Annotated in this window: 12 protein-coding genes; 8 read left to right on the top strand and 4 right to left on the bottom strand. The window is 40.1% G+C overall.

Annotation, left to right across the window (positions count from 1 at the left end; translation table 11 throughout):
• Positions 1–30 precede the first annotated feature (30 nt).
• On the bottom strand, positions 31–303 hold the full coding sequence (locus tag BN1243_RS22655; RefSeq protein WP_230200178.1) for a hypothetical protein: 273 nt from the start codon (positions 301–303) through the stop codon (positions 31–33).
• On the bottom strand, positions 278–1,339 hold the full coding sequence (locus tag BN1243_RS11310; protein WP_062106871.1) for a C45 family autoproteolytic acyltransferase/hydrolase: 1,062 nt from the start codon (positions 1,337–1,339) through the stop codon (positions 278–280). The genes BN1243_RS22655 and BN1243_RS11310 overlap by 26 nt, the downstream gene beginning before the upstream one ends.
• A 185-nt stretch (positions 1,340–1,524) precedes the next feature.
• Between BN1243_RS11310 and BN1243_RS11305 the strand changes: the two genes are divergently transcribed.
• Both BN1243_RS11305 and adhE read left to right on the top strand, forming a co-directional pair.
• The gene (locus BN1243_RS11305) at positions 1,525–1,725 is read left to right on the top strand and encodes a hypothetical protein (protein ID WP_062106869.1); all 201 of its coding nucleotides are present in this window, start codon (positions 1,525–1,527) and stop codon (positions 1,723–1,725) included.
• A gap of 75 nt (positions 1,726–1,800) precedes the next feature.
• Positions 1,801–4,407, top strand: coding sequence for a bifunctional acetaldehyde-CoA/alcohol dehydrogenase (gene adhE, locus BN1243_RS11300; protein ID WP_062106867.1), 2,607 nt, complete (start codon positions 1,801–1,803; stop codon positions 4,405–4,407).
• 226 nt (positions 4,408–4,633) lie between these two features.
• On the opposite strand, the gene ilvA is transcribed toward adhE, so the two are convergent.
• Together ilvA and BN1243_RS11290 are read right to left on the bottom strand one after the other, a co-directional pair.
• Complete coding sequence (ilvA, locus tag BN1243_RS11295; protein ID WP_062106865.1) at positions 4,634–5,902, bottom strand: threonine ammonia-lyase IlvA; 1,269 nt, start codon at positions 5,900–5,902, stop codon at positions 4,634–4,636.
• Positions 5,903–6,018: 116 nt separating this feature from the next.
• Positions 6,019–6,657 carry an SIMPL domain-containing protein gene (locus BN1243_RS11290; RefSeq protein WP_069201861.1) on the bottom strand — a complete coding sequence of 213 codons (639 nt, stop codon included), beginning with the start codon at positions 6,655–6,657 and terminating at the stop codon, positions 6,019–6,021.
• A gap of 209 nt (positions 6,658–6,866) precedes the next feature.
• On the opposite strand from BN1243_RS11290, the gene BN1243_RS11285 reads away from it, so the two are divergent.
• The 6 genes from BN1243_RS11285 to BN1243_RS11260 are packed head-to-tail and all read left to right on the top strand — an operon-like array spanning position 6,867 to position 16,309.
• Positions 6,867–8,528, top strand: coding sequence for a polysaccharide deacetylase family protein (locus BN1243_RS11285; protein ID WP_062106861.1), 1,662 nt, complete (start codon positions 6,867–6,869; stop codon positions 8,526–8,528).
• A gap of 12 nt (positions 8,529–8,540) precedes the next feature.
• Positions 8,541–9,800 (top strand): DegT/DnrJ/EryC1/StrS family aminotransferase, encoded by a 1,260-nt coding sequence (locus BN1243_RS11280; RefSeq protein ID WP_062106859.1) that lies wholly within the window; start codon positions 8,541–8,543, stop codon positions 9,798–9,800.
• Complete coding sequence (locus BN1243_RS11275) at positions 9,797–11,617, top strand: hypothetical protein (RefSeq protein ID WP_062106857.1); 1,821 nt, start codon at positions 9,797–9,799, stop codon at positions 11,615–11,617. The genes BN1243_RS11280 and BN1243_RS11275 overlap by 4 nt, the downstream gene beginning before the upstream one ends.
• Positions 11,618–11,623: 6 nt before the next feature.
• The gene (locus BN1243_RS11270; protein WP_062106855.1) at positions 11,624–12,691 is read left to right on the top strand and encodes an alpha/beta hydrolase family protein; all 1,068 of its coding nucleotides are present in this window, start codon (positions 11,624–11,626) and stop codon (positions 12,689–12,691) included.
• A 51-nt stretch (positions 12,692–12,742) separates the two neighbouring features.
• Entirely contained in the window at positions 12,743–14,170 is a 1,428-nt protein-coding gene (locus BN1243_RS11265) for an extracellular solute-binding protein (RefSeq protein WP_062106853.1), read from the top strand.
• An 18-nt stretch (positions 14,171–14,188) separates the two neighbouring features.
• Positions 14,189–16,309 (top strand): heparinase II/III domain-containing protein, encoded by a 2,121-nt coding sequence (locus tag BN1243_RS11260; RefSeq protein WP_062106851.1) that lies wholly within the window; start codon positions 14,189–14,191, stop codon positions 16,307–16,309.
• Positions 16,310–16,410: the final 101 nt, after the last annotated feature.

The raw sequence follows: 16,410 nt of genomic DNA, 5'->3' as shown, positions 1-16,410 counted from the left end.
GGCTGATTTCATGGGACGGAATCAGCCTTTTTAACGTGATCGCAAACAGAAGTTAAGGCATTTCTCTAAATTATGCTTGAATAGCTCTGAATCGTTCCCGAAAGACGAATCCCCTAAGTGAAACGGTAACGAATGCGGTTGAATCGTTCCCGAAAGACGAATCCCCCAAGTAAAACGGTAACGAATGCGGTTGAATCGTTCCCGAAAGACGAATCCCCCAAGTGAAACGGTAACGAATGCGGTTGAATCGTTCTCAAAGCACTGAAGCCCACACAATTCACCGTGACCAGTGTGCGCCTTCATCCATATGCACAAATGGGATATCTGTATCAACTTCACCTGTAATCTGATCTAGTTCCAGATCCTTGCCAGCTAACCACTCGGAAAAGCTGAATTTAACTGGTTCTTGATCGCCGCCCAATGCAATCCAGGCTTCCAATTCTCGCGGTAGGTACGCCGAAGTATGGATCGTGCCAGCCCAACTGCTATATAAATCAGAGAAAACTCCACGATTCCTGTCATTCATAAGACGAAAGGCGTCATAGGCATTGACAAGGCCAGACCGCTCCGACTCGATGACATCCAGCCTTCTTTTGGAATCAACAAGATGATGGCGATTCTCGTCTTTCATCATTTCGAAATGATTTGTACAAGCATTGGCTTGTCTAACTTGAACAAGCCGTGGGGAAGTCTCTACAATATATGTTTCTCCACTCCGATCATAAACGACATACGTAAACGAGTGACGATGGGGGATCTCTTTCAACATCTCTACTGCCTCCATCACTGTCGCGCAAGATTCCAAAATCAGTCTGCCGATCATACAACAAATAAAGCCATCACCAGGCTGCTTGCGATTCATAAAATTGTATCCCATCGCTAACCCTTTCTCATTCATACCATCCATCCGACCTGTTCCTCTTTGGCTAGGGCCAATAATCGCATAGCCTTGATCTGTTGGCTGATAAACAATATAGCGTCCTTCATATGTCTTTGGATGGTAATCGTAATTGCGGATTAGAAAATGATCACCAGTTAAAATCGAGCAACCTGATTTTACATATTCCACCCGATAGCCGCCGAATTCTTGCAGAACTTTTTCAATTGGCCATTTAAGAGCTTCTTGATAGCCTAATAGCTCATCCAAAATTCCAGGTGCAAATGTACAAATCGCACTTTTTACTTCATCTATGTCAACCATAAAACGCGGTTTTCGGACCTTCCATTGCCGTTCACGATTTTTTACTGTCAACGAATCTTTCAGTTTTTCACCTTGCATATAGCCAAAATTATAATGGTTTCCACGAAATTGAATGATTTCACTGTATATCTGTTTCAAATGATCATCCCTCTAATTGTATTCAATCATATTATTATAATCGTACCACAACCTATAAATGTATTCAGAAACGATGAATGTAATCGTATTCAATAAAAAAATTAAAGTTTGTTCAACATTTCACATGATTTTTCTGAATGATTATGTTATATTAAAGGTGACAAAAGAATGTAAGGGGGATCGATGTGATTTTGTATGAATGGAAGACATTCTCTACAGATGAGAAGTTGTTTGTACAAACATATTTTGAATCCATCACTAGAGAAATCTCACATTATAAAAGATTCCATTCACAAGAACCTACTATTGCAAGAGCATCACAACAACATCCATCAGTTGTAAATTTGAAAAAGGTTCAAGCAGTTCAAGCAATGAATTTGTGTTAGCTGGAAAAGTTATATTTTTTTTAAAACATTATGTGAAATAATTCACAATGGTTAATTCGTCAGGAGGGACTAAAAATGACAACAACTGAAATGAAGAATCCGCAAACTAAAGATGTCCATTCGATGATTGATGACTTGGTTAATAATGGTTTAATAGCTTTAGAACAATTTCATTATTATGACCAAGAACAGATTGATCGTATTGTAAAGGCGATGGCTGTCGCTGGGCTTGATCAGCATATGCAGCTCGCAAAAATGGCGGTAGAAGAAACGAAGCGGGGAGTATATGAAGATAAAATCATTAAAAATATCTTTGCGACTGAGTACATCTACCATAATATTAAATACGATAAAACAGTCGGAATCATCCATGAAAATGAACATGAAGGAATTATAGAAATTGCGGAACCTGTTGGGATTATTGCGGGAGTTACACCTGTAACAAACCCAACATCAACAACGATGTTTAAGGCATTAAGTGCCATTAAAACAAGAAACCCGATCATCTTTGCATTTCATCCTTCAGCTCAAAAATGTAGTAGTGAAGCAGCAAGAATATTAAGGGATGCGGCAATCAATGCGGGTGCTCCTGCGAATTGCATCCAGTGGATTGAAACACCATCTGTTGAGGCTACAAGAACATTGATGAATCATTCGGGCGTTTCGATGATTCTTGCAACTGGCGGTTCAGGCATGGTGAAGTCTGCATATAGCTCTGGTAAACCAGCGCTTGGCGTTGGACCTGGTAATGTGCCTTGTTATATAGAAAAAACAGCCAATATAGAACGTGCCGTTAATGATTTAATTTTATCCAAAACATTTGATAATGGAATGATTTGTGCTTCCGAACAGGCGGTTATTATCGATAAAGAAATATATCATCAAGTAAAACAAGAGATGATTACTAATAAATGTTACTTCCTAAATGAAGAAGAAAAAGGTAAAGTTGAAAAACTTGTTATTAACGAAGAAAAATGTGCGGTTAATGCGGATATTGTCGGAATGCCAGCAGCGAAAATAGCTGAAATGGCTGGTGTGAAAGTACCGGCGGAAACAAAGATGCTAGTGGCAGAACTAGAAGGAGTCGGACCAGAATTTCCACTTTCCAGAGAAAAACTAAGTCCTGTGCTTGCATGCTACAAAGTAAATACTTTAAAAGAAGGACTAAAAAGAGCAGAAGAAATGCTTCGGTTTGGGGGAATGGGACATTCAGCCGTTATTCATTCAACAGATGAAGCTGTCATTGAAATGTTTGGAATGCGAATGAAGGCAGGCCGGATTATTGTCAATGCTCCATCTTCTCAAGGTGCGATAGGGGATATATATAATGCCTATATGCCATCCCTTACACTTGGCTGTGGAACTTATGGAGGAAACTCAGTTTCAACGAACGTTGGCGCTGTCCACCTTGTTAATACTAAAAAAGTGGCGAAAAGGAATGTCAATATGCAGTGGTTTAAAGTTCCACCTAAAATTTATTTTGAAAAACATGCGATTCAATATTTGGAAAAGATGCCTAATATTTCGAAAGCAATGATCGTTACTGATCCTGGAATGGTCAAACTCGGATATGTCGCAAAACTTCTTTACTATTTAAGAAAACGTCAAGATTATGTTAATTGCCAAGTCTTTTCCGATGTGGAGCCAGATCCAAGTATAGAAACAGTCATGAAAGGCGCGGAAATGATGAGAAGTTTCCAACCAGATGTGATTATCGCACTTGGCGGCGGTTCTCCGATGGATGCAGCCAAAGCAATGTGGTTGTTCTATGAATATCCGGAAACAGACTTCCGTGGCTTAAAACAAAAATTTATGGATATCCGCAAAAGAGTCGTCAAGTTTCCGAACCTTGGTCGGAAAGCACAATTTGTCGCCATTCCTACAACATCTGGAACAGGGGCAGAAGTGACCTCCTTCGCCGTTATTACTGACAAAGCAACGAATACAAAATATCCGTTGGCTGACTATGAATTAACACCAGATGTGGCGATAATTGACCCACAACTCGTTATGACCGTTCCGAAGACTGTTACAGCAGATACAGGAATGGATGTTTTGACACATGCTCTCGAAGCATATGTCTCTGTTATGGCTAACGACTATACGGATGCACTCGCTATGAAGGCGATCCAACTTGTCTTTGAATATTTACCAAGAGCTTATCATAATGGAGCTACTGATGAACTAGCACGTGAGAAAATGCACAATGCATCAACAATTGCTGGAATGGCCTTCTCCAATGCGTTCCTTGGTATTAACCATAGTTTAGCTCATAAGCTTGGTGCTGAATTTAGCATCGCACATGGTCGTGCGAATACGATCCTTTTACCACATGTCATTCGCTATAATGGAACGAAGCCTACTAAATTTACGGCATTTCCAAAGTATGAGAAGTTTATTGCTGATAGGCGATATGCAGAAATTGCAAGGGTGCTTGGACTTCAAGCGCGGACAACGGAGGAAGGCGTAGAGAGTCTAGTTCAAGCGGTTATAAAACTAGCAAAAGAACTTGATATTCCAATGAGTATTGCTGCGAATGGTGTCGATAAAGATGCTTTTGAGCGTAAAGTGGATCAAATGGCTGATCGTGCATTTGAAGATCAATGTACAACCGCTAATCCACGATTACCATTAGTTAGTGAACTTGCAGAGATATATAGACTTGCGTATAAAGGGGTTTAATATAAAAAAGGAGCTAGGGGAACGATTCCCTAGCTCCTTCGTGCTCATCTAGCTCCAGCGCATATCGACGTACAAACTCCTATGCTTCTTTCTACGATGAGTCAAACTACGGCTCATCGTGTTTTCTTTATCTCATGCCAACAGGACATTGGTCAGAACGGCGAGTCTTTAGCCGTTCATCCTTATTATAGAAGTTTGTACATCAATGCGCTTGCGCTTTTTGTTTCTAAATAAGTAAGTGAAACAATGTACTATCCTTATTCACTTCTGTAAAAGGAAAGCCTCTTTGTTCCATGCGCTCAACAAGTCCAGCGTAATCTTCCTTATTTTTTAATTCAATCCCGACAAGTCCTGGTCCACTTTCCTTATTATTCTTCTTTGTATATTCAAAGTGAGTAATGTCGTCATCAGGTCCCAAAACAGTGTCTAAAAATTCACGCAAGGCTCCAGCGCGTTGTGGGAAGTTAATGATGAAATAATAAAGAAGACCTTCATATAAAAGCGATTTTTCTTTAATTTCCTGCATGCGTCCAATATCATTATTCCCGCCACTAACGACACAAATGACTGATTTGCCTTTGATTTCATCTTTATAAAAATCAAGTGCTGCGATTGGTAATGCTCCTGCTGGTTCGGCAATAATTGCATGCTGATTATATAAATCTAAAATAGTTGTACAAACTTTACCTTCTGGGACAGGGAAAATATCGTCAACGTAATTCCTACATATTTCAAAGGTCTTTTTACCTGCACATGCTACAGCTGCTCCGTCAACAAATTTGTCGATCGTATCAAGGGTAGTAACCCCATTGTTTGCTATAGCTGCCTTCATACTTGCTGCTCCAGCAGGTTCGATTCCAACTATTTTCGTGCGAGGGGATAAATTTTTAATATAGGAACTTAAGCCTGATACGAGCCCGCCTCCACCGATACTGGCGAAAACATAATCGACTGGTTCTTCTAGGTCATTCATAATTTCGACAGCGACAGTTCCTTGTCCAGCAATGACATCAAGGTCATCAAAAGGATGGATGAAAATCATCCCTTCTTTTTCGCAATATTCCATCGCACTTGCTGAAGAATCATCAAAAGTATCTCCGACCAAAATAATTTCTACATACTCTCTTCCGAACATTCTTACTTGATCAATTTTTTGTTTGGGAGTTGTTTGTGGCATGAAGATCTTCCCATAAATACCGAGGTGGGAACAGGCGAATGCGACACCTTGAGCATGGTTGCCTGCACTTGCACAGACAACGCCTTTATCACGTGCTTCTTCCTCGATTGTTTTTATTTTGTAAAAGGCTCCCCGCAACTTAAAAGAACGTACATGCTGCAAGTCCTCTCTCTTAATATAGACATGGCAGTCATATTTTTCGGACAGACGCTCATTCTTCTGCAAAGGCGTATGTGCCACTACGTCTTTTAGTTGTTGGTAAGCGATAAGAATATCCTCAACATGAACAGCATTGGACTTTAGGTTCGTTTCACTCATGACGTTTTCCACTTCCTTTGCTTACTCTAAATTATCTGTAATTTAATTATTATAACATGTATAAATTGAGTTGGACATATGAATATTCAGTAATATCCATTGATAGCGTTGCCATTTTAAAAATAGTTAAACACGACCTCAACTTGACTGCTAATATCCATTGTTCCAGGTTGGATCGAAGTTGCACTCTCACTTTTCATCAATACATGGGATTGAAAAGGAATCGGGCCATTTATAGGTAACGGCAATTCAGTGATAGATTTAGGTGGTTGGCTTAATTGTACTTTAATTGTTTGGGCAATGGTGTTGGCCTTCTGAATAGCGTTTATGACAGCTTTAGATAATGCTTGCTCGTAATAATGATGATACTGCGAGGAACTGAACTGAATGGCGGATATTTCGTTTGCGCCACTTGTTACGGCTCCATCGACAATCATACCAACCTTTTGGATATCTTTTACTGTTAAGTGGAGCAAATGCTCGACGCGATAATTGCGAAAGGTTTGCTTTCCATCGATATAGTCATATTGAGGAGAAATGGAATAATGAGATGTTTGGATTTCATTTTCTTTCATCCCAAGGTTGTAAAGGGTCTGTATAATGGCACCAATTTTGTTCGCATTTATTTCTAACGCTTTCGATAAGTTGGCATCTTCAGTAGAAACGCCGAGTGTGATTTCAGCTTGGTCTGGACGGATAGAGATAATACCTTCACCAGTTACTTTTATGATCTTAGGTTTCTCAGCCGATTTCATTGTACGATAAGATGGATACTGCACAATATCTTCCTCACTTTCATCTTTTCAAATAGATTCTCCCCTATTTTACTGTATAAAAACGTAAGTTAGTCTTATTGGTTTTAAAAATTATAAACAATTTTTAAAATATTATTGAAATATTAGGCGTTTTCCATTAATCTATGTATACAGGTAAAATACATGTTCATAGATAAGCAGGTGATAAGATGAAATTGGCTCGGATTGGTGTTTTCTTTGATAAGCAAGCAAGTTTCAGCTTGTGGGCTGATCAAAAAAATATTTTTGAACGATATATTATAGAAGTATTGGAGCATGCGCGTATCCCGTATGATTTAGTGGACAGTTTATCGGCAATTCAGCAGTTTAATATTTTAATAGTGGCTGTTGCAAAGGATGATGATGCAACGAGAAAGACATTATTACATTATGTATCATTAGGTGGAACCATTATAAATTATGGCGGCTTAGATTTTCTGGCGGAGGATCTGAACTGTAAAAGCCTCCCGAAGATTAAGAAAGGCTATGCCGATTTACATTTAGAGTTTCATCAAGAAAGTTCACTGCGATTTCTCCATGCCGCACCGTGGGAATGCCTTGAGACTAATACGCTCATAGAAAAGGGGAACATTCGGGAAGAAAACCTAGCCGCACTTCAACAGTTTTCTGTTGGGAAAGGGTTAATCGATCGATGGGCGATTCATATACCAGAATCCATTGTCGCTTTTCAACAAGGAACTGCGCCAGTAACGGAGGACGGAATACCTGCCCCAGATGGTACAGCGAATCTTGATGAAGGAATTTTAAAAGCAGATGATGGTTTCGAGCTGGATTGGGAAAAAGATCGTGAGCACACGGAAACAGGAATTCCCTATTTTTCACAGCCCTATGCCGATTTGTGGAGAGAGGTTATACTGGAACATTTGCTTCAGAGAGTATTGGATCAAAATTTAACATTGCCATTTGTCGAGCCATGGCCTTCTGGAATTGATCAGATCGCGATGATCTCGCATGATAGTGATTTGAATGTTGAAGAGTCTGCAGAAGCGGCGTTAAAAGTTTTAGAAGAGATCGGAGTTTGCTCTACTTGGTGTATGATCGCCCCTGGGTATAGCTCAGAAATGTATGAGAAGGTAAAACAAGCTGGCCATGAACTTGCCTTCCATTACAATGCTCTGGAAACAGAAGGCGGTAGTTGGTCGGAGGAAGAATTTAACGCCCAATTGGCATGGTTGAAAAAGGCTATTAGTGAAAACGATGTCATTTCTAATAAAAATCATTACACCCGCTTTGAAGGGTGGGGAGAGCTATTTAGATGGTGTGAACGCAATGGGATAGAGGTTGATCAAACACGGGGACCGAGTAAGAAAGGGAATGTCGGTTTTCCGTTCGGGACTTGTAAGCCGTATTTTCCAGTCGCGTGGGCGGATGAACATAATCGCTTTTATAATGTACTAGAAATAGGCTTTCTTACACAGGATTTAAACCATGAAACATTAGCTGATACAAGCGTCATTCAACCGTTTTTAGAAAAAGTAAAACGTGTAAATGGAGTAGCACATTTTCTATTTCACCAAATTCATATTTATAATAAGCCAGCAGTTCGAAAAGCAATTATAGAAGTGGCCGAAACAGCAAAAGCAGAAGGATTCACCTTCTGGACCTCCAAGCAAATTAATGAATGGGAGCGGGCACGAAGAACCGTTCAGTTGACGATGGAAGGTGAAAAAGTAAAGGTGAGCAGTGACCGAGAAATGGATGATCTAGTCGTTTGGATACCTGTAAAAGAAGGGTCAGAGAGTGACTGCGTTTACAAGTTTGGTATTCCTGGTATAAGACAAATTGTGAAAGCTGAATCCATAAAAATATGAGGAGTGACTGAAGTGAGTCGTCAGCAATTGGCCATTCATGGTGGCCCGAAAACAAAAACAACTCCATTTGGAACAGGAAAGCGATTTGGTGAAGAGGAACTGAATGAGTTAAGGGAAACGCTGGAACAAAACACTTTGTTTTATCATTTTGGGAAAAAGACAAAGCAGTTTCTGGCTGATTTTAATGACATGTTTAATGTGAAGCATAGTGTCGCCACTTCTTCAGGCACAGCCTCGATTCATGTTGCTTTGGGAGCGGCTGGAGTGAGTGCTGGAGATGAAGTGATTACAAGTCCGATTACAGATCAAGGTACTGTTGTTGGGATTCTTTATCAAAATGCGATCCCTGTGTTTGCCGATCTTAAACCATACTCTTTTAATCTTGATCCCCGATCGATAGAAAAAAAGATTACAGCAAAAACGAAAGCGATTCTTGTTGTACATTTAGCCGGGAATCCATGTGATATGGATCCAATCATGGAAATGGCCGAAAAGCATAGTTTGAAAGTGATTGAAGATTGTGCGCAAAGTTATTTAACTCGATATAAAGGGAAATTAGTTGGAACGATTGGTGATTATGGTTGCTTCAGTACAAATGATTTCAAACATATTTCGACTGGTGATGGGGGAGTTGTCACAATCAATTCCGGAGTTGAGGCGGACTATCAAAGAGCTCATGCCTTTGCCGATAAAAATTATCGACGCTTTGATGATCAAGTCTCCAAGGATATCCATTATTTAGCTCCGAATTATCGAATGACAGAGCTTCAAAGTGCTGTTGGAATCGCTCAATTGAGGAAGCTTCAATCGATTTGCGAAAGGCGACACCAGCACGGGCAAATGCTTGGCGAAGGCTTAAAGGAAATAAAAGGCGTCTTTCCAATGGAAGTTTCAGAAGAGGATTGGTGCACTTACTGGTTTTATATGTTCAGACTTGATATGAATGTATTAGGTTGCACAAATGTAGAGTTTTCTGAAGCACTAGCTGCTGAAGGAATTCCGAATGCGGCAGGCTATATTCCGAAAGTGTTATATGAACAGCCTATGTTCCAAAATAAACAAGCCTATCTTCATACCACATATCCGTTTAATCTTTCGGATGTTGATTATTCGCAAGGAAGTTGTCCTGTAGCGGAAGAAATTCTAACTTCTGCTATTCGTGTGAACGTTAATGAATTTTTTACAAAAGCGGATATGGAAGAGACGATTGCGGCGATCAATAAAGTAGCGAATCATTTTGCTAATATAAAAGTAACGGAGAAAATCGAATGATCGAACAAAAAAATGTGCAAGATCATGGAATACCTGTTCAAGCACAGGAATCGAGAACGGCTGCCATCTGTATTAATTCTGATGGGGAAGAGAGATTTGTCATTGCGGCAAAAGGGTTTCTAATGATTTTGGATCTAGAAACAGGGAAAGCAACTCAAGTTTTCTTTCCGGAAAAGTACGTGGAATATCCATTTGCGTCGTTTAGTAGTAAGTCTGGTTTATTTTATACAGGTGCAGGGAAGATGCTCATCGTTTTAGATCCTTTTAAAGAGAAAGTGATCGATTACAAGTGGAACGAAAATGGTGAGGAAATTATTGGCTTTAGTTTTGCGGAAGATAGAAAGGGCAACATCTATTGCACAACTTATCCGCATTGCCACCTTTTACAATATATACCTGAGAGTCGCAGTATTATTGATTATGGTTCAATGGATCCCACTGAGAAATATGCTGGGAGTTTAGCTGTAGATTTAAATGGTTGGATTTATATGGGCGTTGGAACAGAACGCAAAGATATTATCGCTTTTCAACCAGCAACAGGGAAAAAGCAGTCGCTCGTTGCTGATCAGGAGAGAACGAGGGGAACTGGCTTCGTGTATCAAGGTACGGATGGTGGAGTTTACGGTCATTGGGAAGCAGAAACGATGCAAACTGTTAATCACGCTTTTGAATGGTATACATTTTCCAATGGCTATCTTGAAAAGAGCAAAGGTAGAGCGCCTTCACATTATTCAGGCCTTCAATTTAAGCGAATTCATAGGAATGGAGCTCGCAAATATACAATAGCAGAGTTTAGCCTTTCGGAAGGTTACGTTATTTGTAAATCGAGTGACGGTGAGCAAAAGCAAGTGGATTTTACTTATCGATCGGATGGCGCTGTATTGTCTCCTTTATATAAGGGCCCCGATGATTGTCTTTATGGAACGTCGCAACATCCACTTCAGTTTTTTAAATATGACTTTGAAGAAATGCAAAATTATGGTCCAATCGAAAGGGGAGGAGGGGGCAATATTTGTGCTTACGCTTCCCAAGGAATGAAAATGATCGGCTTTGCCTATGCAGGTGGTAAAATCTATGAATTCGATCTGAATAAGCCGATTGCTCCTAAAGCGCAAAATCCTATTTTAATAAGTGAACATGAAAGTATTCATCGGCCGCGGTGTGCGGTTTCTCATTCGGATGGAAAACATATAGTGTGGGGCGGCTTTCCCGGGTATGGAATGACTGGCGGAGGATTGGGAATCTATCATGTCGGGACGAAAGAAATAGAGATTATTCCCCATACTGCTATCGTACCGAACCAAAGCACAATTTGCCTAGGAATCTTGCGTTCTGGTGATGTTTTAGGAGGAACAAGTATTGACACCCCTGGGGGTGCATCGTCGAAAGAAAAAACAGGGGCCTTGTATTATTTTAATTGGTCCAAAAAACAAGTGGAGTATGTGTTAAATCCAATTTCGGATAGCCGGGAAATATCACAGTTATTTATCGACTGTGAAGATCAGGCTCATTGCTTAACGGTCGAAGGGGTATACTTTATTTTCAATCCGACTAAAGGGTTAGTCTCAAAGTCTATTGATTTATCTAAGTACGGAACACCTGTAAGAAGCGGCTTCACAGTGAATGAACAAAGAACAAAGCTATATGGATTATTCAGTAAGACTATCATTATGTTTGATTTAGAGTCGCACGCAGAGCCAGCCATTGTCACAACCCTCGAAATTGCAGCGACGAGCGGCATCGCCTTTAAAGACGGGCGAATTTACTATGGCAGCGGGTCACGGCTTTTAAGTGTCGAAGTAGAGGAATCGTGGTGAAAAAAGTTGGCATATAAATTAGCACAATTGCAGAAGGAAGGGATTCCCTCCTTACTTGAGGGGATTTTAACTAAAGATGATTGGGAAACGAAGAGAAAAGCTATTATGGCAGATTGGCTTGATGTCATCGGCGATCTCCCAGAGTGTGACAGTGAAAAAGTCGAGTTTCTCGCTATTGATGAAGAGACAGATCATGTACGGATTCATTTAAAATATGAAACTGTTTATGAAGACTGGGTGACGGCTTATTTATTAGTGCCCGCAGGGGTAATCTCGGGCAAATATTTAGAGGTAGAATTGTTTTCTACCACTCCTTCAAAGTCGCAGACCCCAGCTGTTCTTGCCTTACATCCAACTGAAGCGACTGGTAAAGGAGATATTGCACTTGAAAGCGGCAGAGCGAATCGAACATATGGATTGGAACTCGTAAAACGAGGGTTTGTCGTTCTCGCTCCAGATACGATTACTGCAGGTGAACGGATTCAGAGAGGGGAAGAAGCGTTTCATACAGGTCGATTTTATGAGCAATATCCAGAATGGTCTGCTGTCGCAAAAATGCTGGTCGATCACCGCCAAGGTGTCTCCTTATTAAGCAAAATCCCTTGGGTCGGAAATATTGGTGCGATTGGGCACTCGCTTGGAGGATATAATGCTTATTTCTTAGCAGGGATCGATCGCAGAATCAAGGCTGTTATATGTAGCGCTGGTTTTGCGACATTTACAAATGATCCGGAAAGAGAGCGCTGGGGAAAACGGGATTGGTTTAGCCATATGCCGAAAGTGAGCGAGTTTTTAACGGATGATGAAGTCCCATTTGAATTTCATGAAATTGCAGGCTTAGCAGCTCCGACGCCATTGTTTATTTGGATCGGTCAAAATGATCGGATTTTCCCTCATTGGAAACCAGCTTTGGATGCAGTGAACGATTTAGATCGTCTCTACACAATTTTAGGTGAAGAAGCTTCCTTTAAGTTCTATTTGGGAAATGTCGGGCATGATTTCCCGTGCGAAATTCGTGAATGGGCTTATTCTTTCCTAGATGAGCATTTACAGCATCATAGCTTTTGCAAATGAAAACATGCTCAGGTTAAGATTGAAACATCATGTTGTATAGGAGCGGTCTATGTGTTGAAAAGGAGAAATGAATTTGAGGTAAAATATAATCGGTTTTTATCCGAACTGAAGGAAGAAATTATTTCAGGAAGGCTTAAACCAGGAGAATTTATTTTACCTGAAAATACTTTAAGTAAAACGTATGAGCTAAGCCGAGTGTCGATTCGAAAAGCGTTGGCTGAGCTTGTAGAAGAGGGATTGATCGAGAAAATCCCAGGCAAGGGTAATCGGGTGACATTACCAGCAGAAACATCGAAGCAAACGATCACGCTTGGCTGGTTTTCTGATTCGTATGAACTTGAGATTGTTGAAGAAATTATTGCCCGCTTTGAACAATTAAATCCATTCGTCAAAGTGGAATTGCAACTACTACCAGGGACCGATTATGTTTATAGTTTGACGCAATTATTTGAACGAGGGAGCGGTCCAGATGTTTTTATGGTCTCAGATTTGCATTATCGGCAGTTAGAAGCGCTTAATCGATTAGATATTATTGATCCGTATTTACCAGATCACTTGCAACCTGAATTAGATAGTTATCCGAAGATATTTGAAATGTTTACGAAAAACGAAGAGGTGCTTTCAACACCATTTTTGTTTTCACCAGTTATTATTTGTTTCAATAAAAGGATGTTTAATGAAGCCGGAGTTCCGGGAAATTCGCCATTGAAAAATTGGGGAGATTTACTGGATGTAGCGAAAAGGTGTACGAAGGAAGAGGCGGAGGAATTAGTTGAACAATATGGTTTTTGTTTTTCAGCTTCTTCGCATCGTTGGCCAGTCTTTATGTTGCAAAATGGCGGTCGTTTTTTTGAAGATGATCGAACAGAATCGATTTTAAATAGTAAAGAAAATACGGAAGCTTTAACGTTTTGTCTTGATTTAATGTATGAAGAAAAAGTATCTCCAATTTTTTCCCATGGAAGCAATGATATGGCAGAAAATATGTTTATGCGCGAGCGTGCAGCGATGATTTTAACGACGTATTATTTTATGAATGAATTCCGTGATCATAAGATTAGTTGGGATATTATGCCTGTTCCTGAACAGAAGCAAAAAGCGACCTTATTATTAGGCGGGTCACTGGCGATTAACAGAAACAGTGAAATGAAGGAATCAGCGAAAGCCCTTATTAACTATATGATCAGTACGGAGGCGCAAACAACGATTAAACGAAATGGTTGCACGATTCCGATGTTGCGTGTAGTGGCTGAAGATAACCATTTATTACAGCCTGGAATCCATCCGGAAAATTACAATGCGTTTAAAAATGTAATGCCGTATGCGTATACGATGAGGGAGCTTGGTTTAACCATTTCTGATATTGAACTTTTAGAAAACGAACTACAGTTTCTTTGGGCGAATATGGAGAAGCCAGAAGATGCTTGTAAACGAATTGAACAGCTTCTCGATGATAAATTAAAGACTATCGCGAATTAATGTGGGGTGGAATTGTGTATGAAGGATCTTATTACCCATCCGAGGATCTTATTTACGAAGGATGAGATTGCAAATGCGGATACGCCTCCTCAACTATTAGCACAGGCTAAGCGGTTTCTGACAGAAACGGAATTTCAAGTTTCCTATCCGATGATAAACTATCAGCTAACCGTTTCATTACCGCTACAGCAATTAGCAACATTGCCTGAGCCAAAAGGTTACGTTGATTTTCCGTACTGGACGATGTATTCTCGTGCGATTGAGGAGAGGATTACAGTCCTTGGAAAAGCTTACGGTTTGACCAAGAAACGGGAATATGGGGAAAAAGTGAAAGAATATATATTGGCTTTAGCCCGGTTTGAACGCTGGTTTGAATTTCCACATCGTGGTGCAGAAGGCAATCTAAGTAATGCCCATTTTACACTAGCGATGGCAAGCGGGTATGATGCTATTTTTGATTTATTAGATGAACAGGAAAAAGACATAGTCCAAACGGCCATTTTGGAAAAAGGTCTGCACCCTTTTGAAATCGACTTTGATAACAAGGATAGCCACAATATTATTGCATCTAAAAGAGTGGCAATGCTCGTCGGAGCTCTTGCGATTTTAGAAGAAAAAGAAGTTGAACCTTATTTCACGAATGCCTATGAATACTTGCTCGCTTATTTAGATGAAAGACTAGTTAGTCCGGAGAATGAAGGGCTTCTGTATACGAAGGTCGCTGCTCAACATATTTTATTAGCTGCAGATACACTGCATCGTGCGACTGGAGATGGGTCACTTATTGCTCACCCGTATTTTAAAGAATTTTTGCCTGAACTCTTTCTCTTTATGCTTGGAAATAGCGAGACTGCTAGTTTTGCTAACTTTTCGGATTCCTTTTATTCGCTAGATATCGATTATATGATGTCTATGATTGCGAAGAAAAATCAACATCCTGTTGCTAGCTGGTATGTGCAAAACTTTTCTAATGAAAAAGAGCATAGAGTAGAATCGATACCGCCAGATTTATATTATGCTAGTCAAAAATCTCAAGTGTTTCCGACAATTGGCTGGACCTCCTTTCGCAATGGCTGGTCAAAGAAAAGTCATCTACTCGCTTTTCTATCTAGTGAGTCCGCCAAGGATCACAATCATTTTGACCAAAACAATTTTATCTTGCATACGGATGGAGAGTGGCTGATCACGAATCCTGGATATCAAGATTATGTGGCGGGACCAAGAAGGGAATTTACCCTTGGTACAATCGGGCACAACTCCATGCTTGTAAATGGAAAAGGTCAGGTATATTTAGGAAAAAGTAAGATTGTTGACTCCTTTTTATCGGAACGCTTCGATTATTGCATAGGCGATGCAACGCGGGCTTATGGGGATGCAATTAAACTTTGGGAAAGACAGATCATCCATGTTGATCAAACTTATTTTATGTTGATTGACCGTGTACTAAAAAAGGAGGCTCACGATCAATTAAGCTTTTTATATCATACAACGGGAACACCGATGGTTAACTTAGTAGAGCTGCAAGTGGATGAACTTATTAAAGAGAATAAGATTGATTTTGTTGGAGAAAACGCCTGTGCGTCTATTTATCCGTGTTATCCACAAATGATGAACAAGGCTGTAAAAGTATACACGGGGGCGGAGGAGTTTGGGCCTTATTTGCAGGTTGAACCGAATTCAGATCTGGAACAGGAGATATTAGTGACGCTTATTCATCCTGATGGGAATGAAAAGCTGGAACCAGTTGTGAATTTGGACGGCGGAAAGCTATCATTGCGAATTGAGCGAGATTTTAAGGTTGACTATTTCTTGATGAACATAGAGCGGAGAGCATCGGGAATGGTTTCTGAAGATGGTCTGTTTTCGATATACGGTGAGCAAGGCTGGTTATCTAAAGGTAAAAGTCAAAATGTTCTGAGTAAGGTTGTGTTAATAAATGGATCGGAAATTCATTATGGAGATCAGCTTTTATTCCAATCTAATAAGGACCTGAATGCTGTCGTAATGATGGAAAAAGGTAGTCCATGGTATCAAGTGGATGTAACAGAGGAGACTGTAATCCATGCTCATTTTGAGAATGATCGCCTTCAAAAATTTGTCTTACCTAGAGGAAGTCATGATCTTAGAAGGAGATTGTAATAGTCATAGAAATATGAATACATGTTAAATACATGTAGTTATTTAAAATACGGAAAATAAGGTGGCGTTGGGATGACTCTAAGTAAGTGTCTCGCCACTAA

This window comes from Bacillus niameyensis (assembly GCF_001375535.1).
Classification (GTDB): Bacteria; Bacillota; Bacilli; order Bacillales; family Bacillaceae_C; genus Lederbergia; species Lederbergia niameyensis.
The sequence above is the reverse complement of the archived record's forward strand: the minus strand, read 5'-3'. Positions and strand labels throughout refer to the sequence as shown.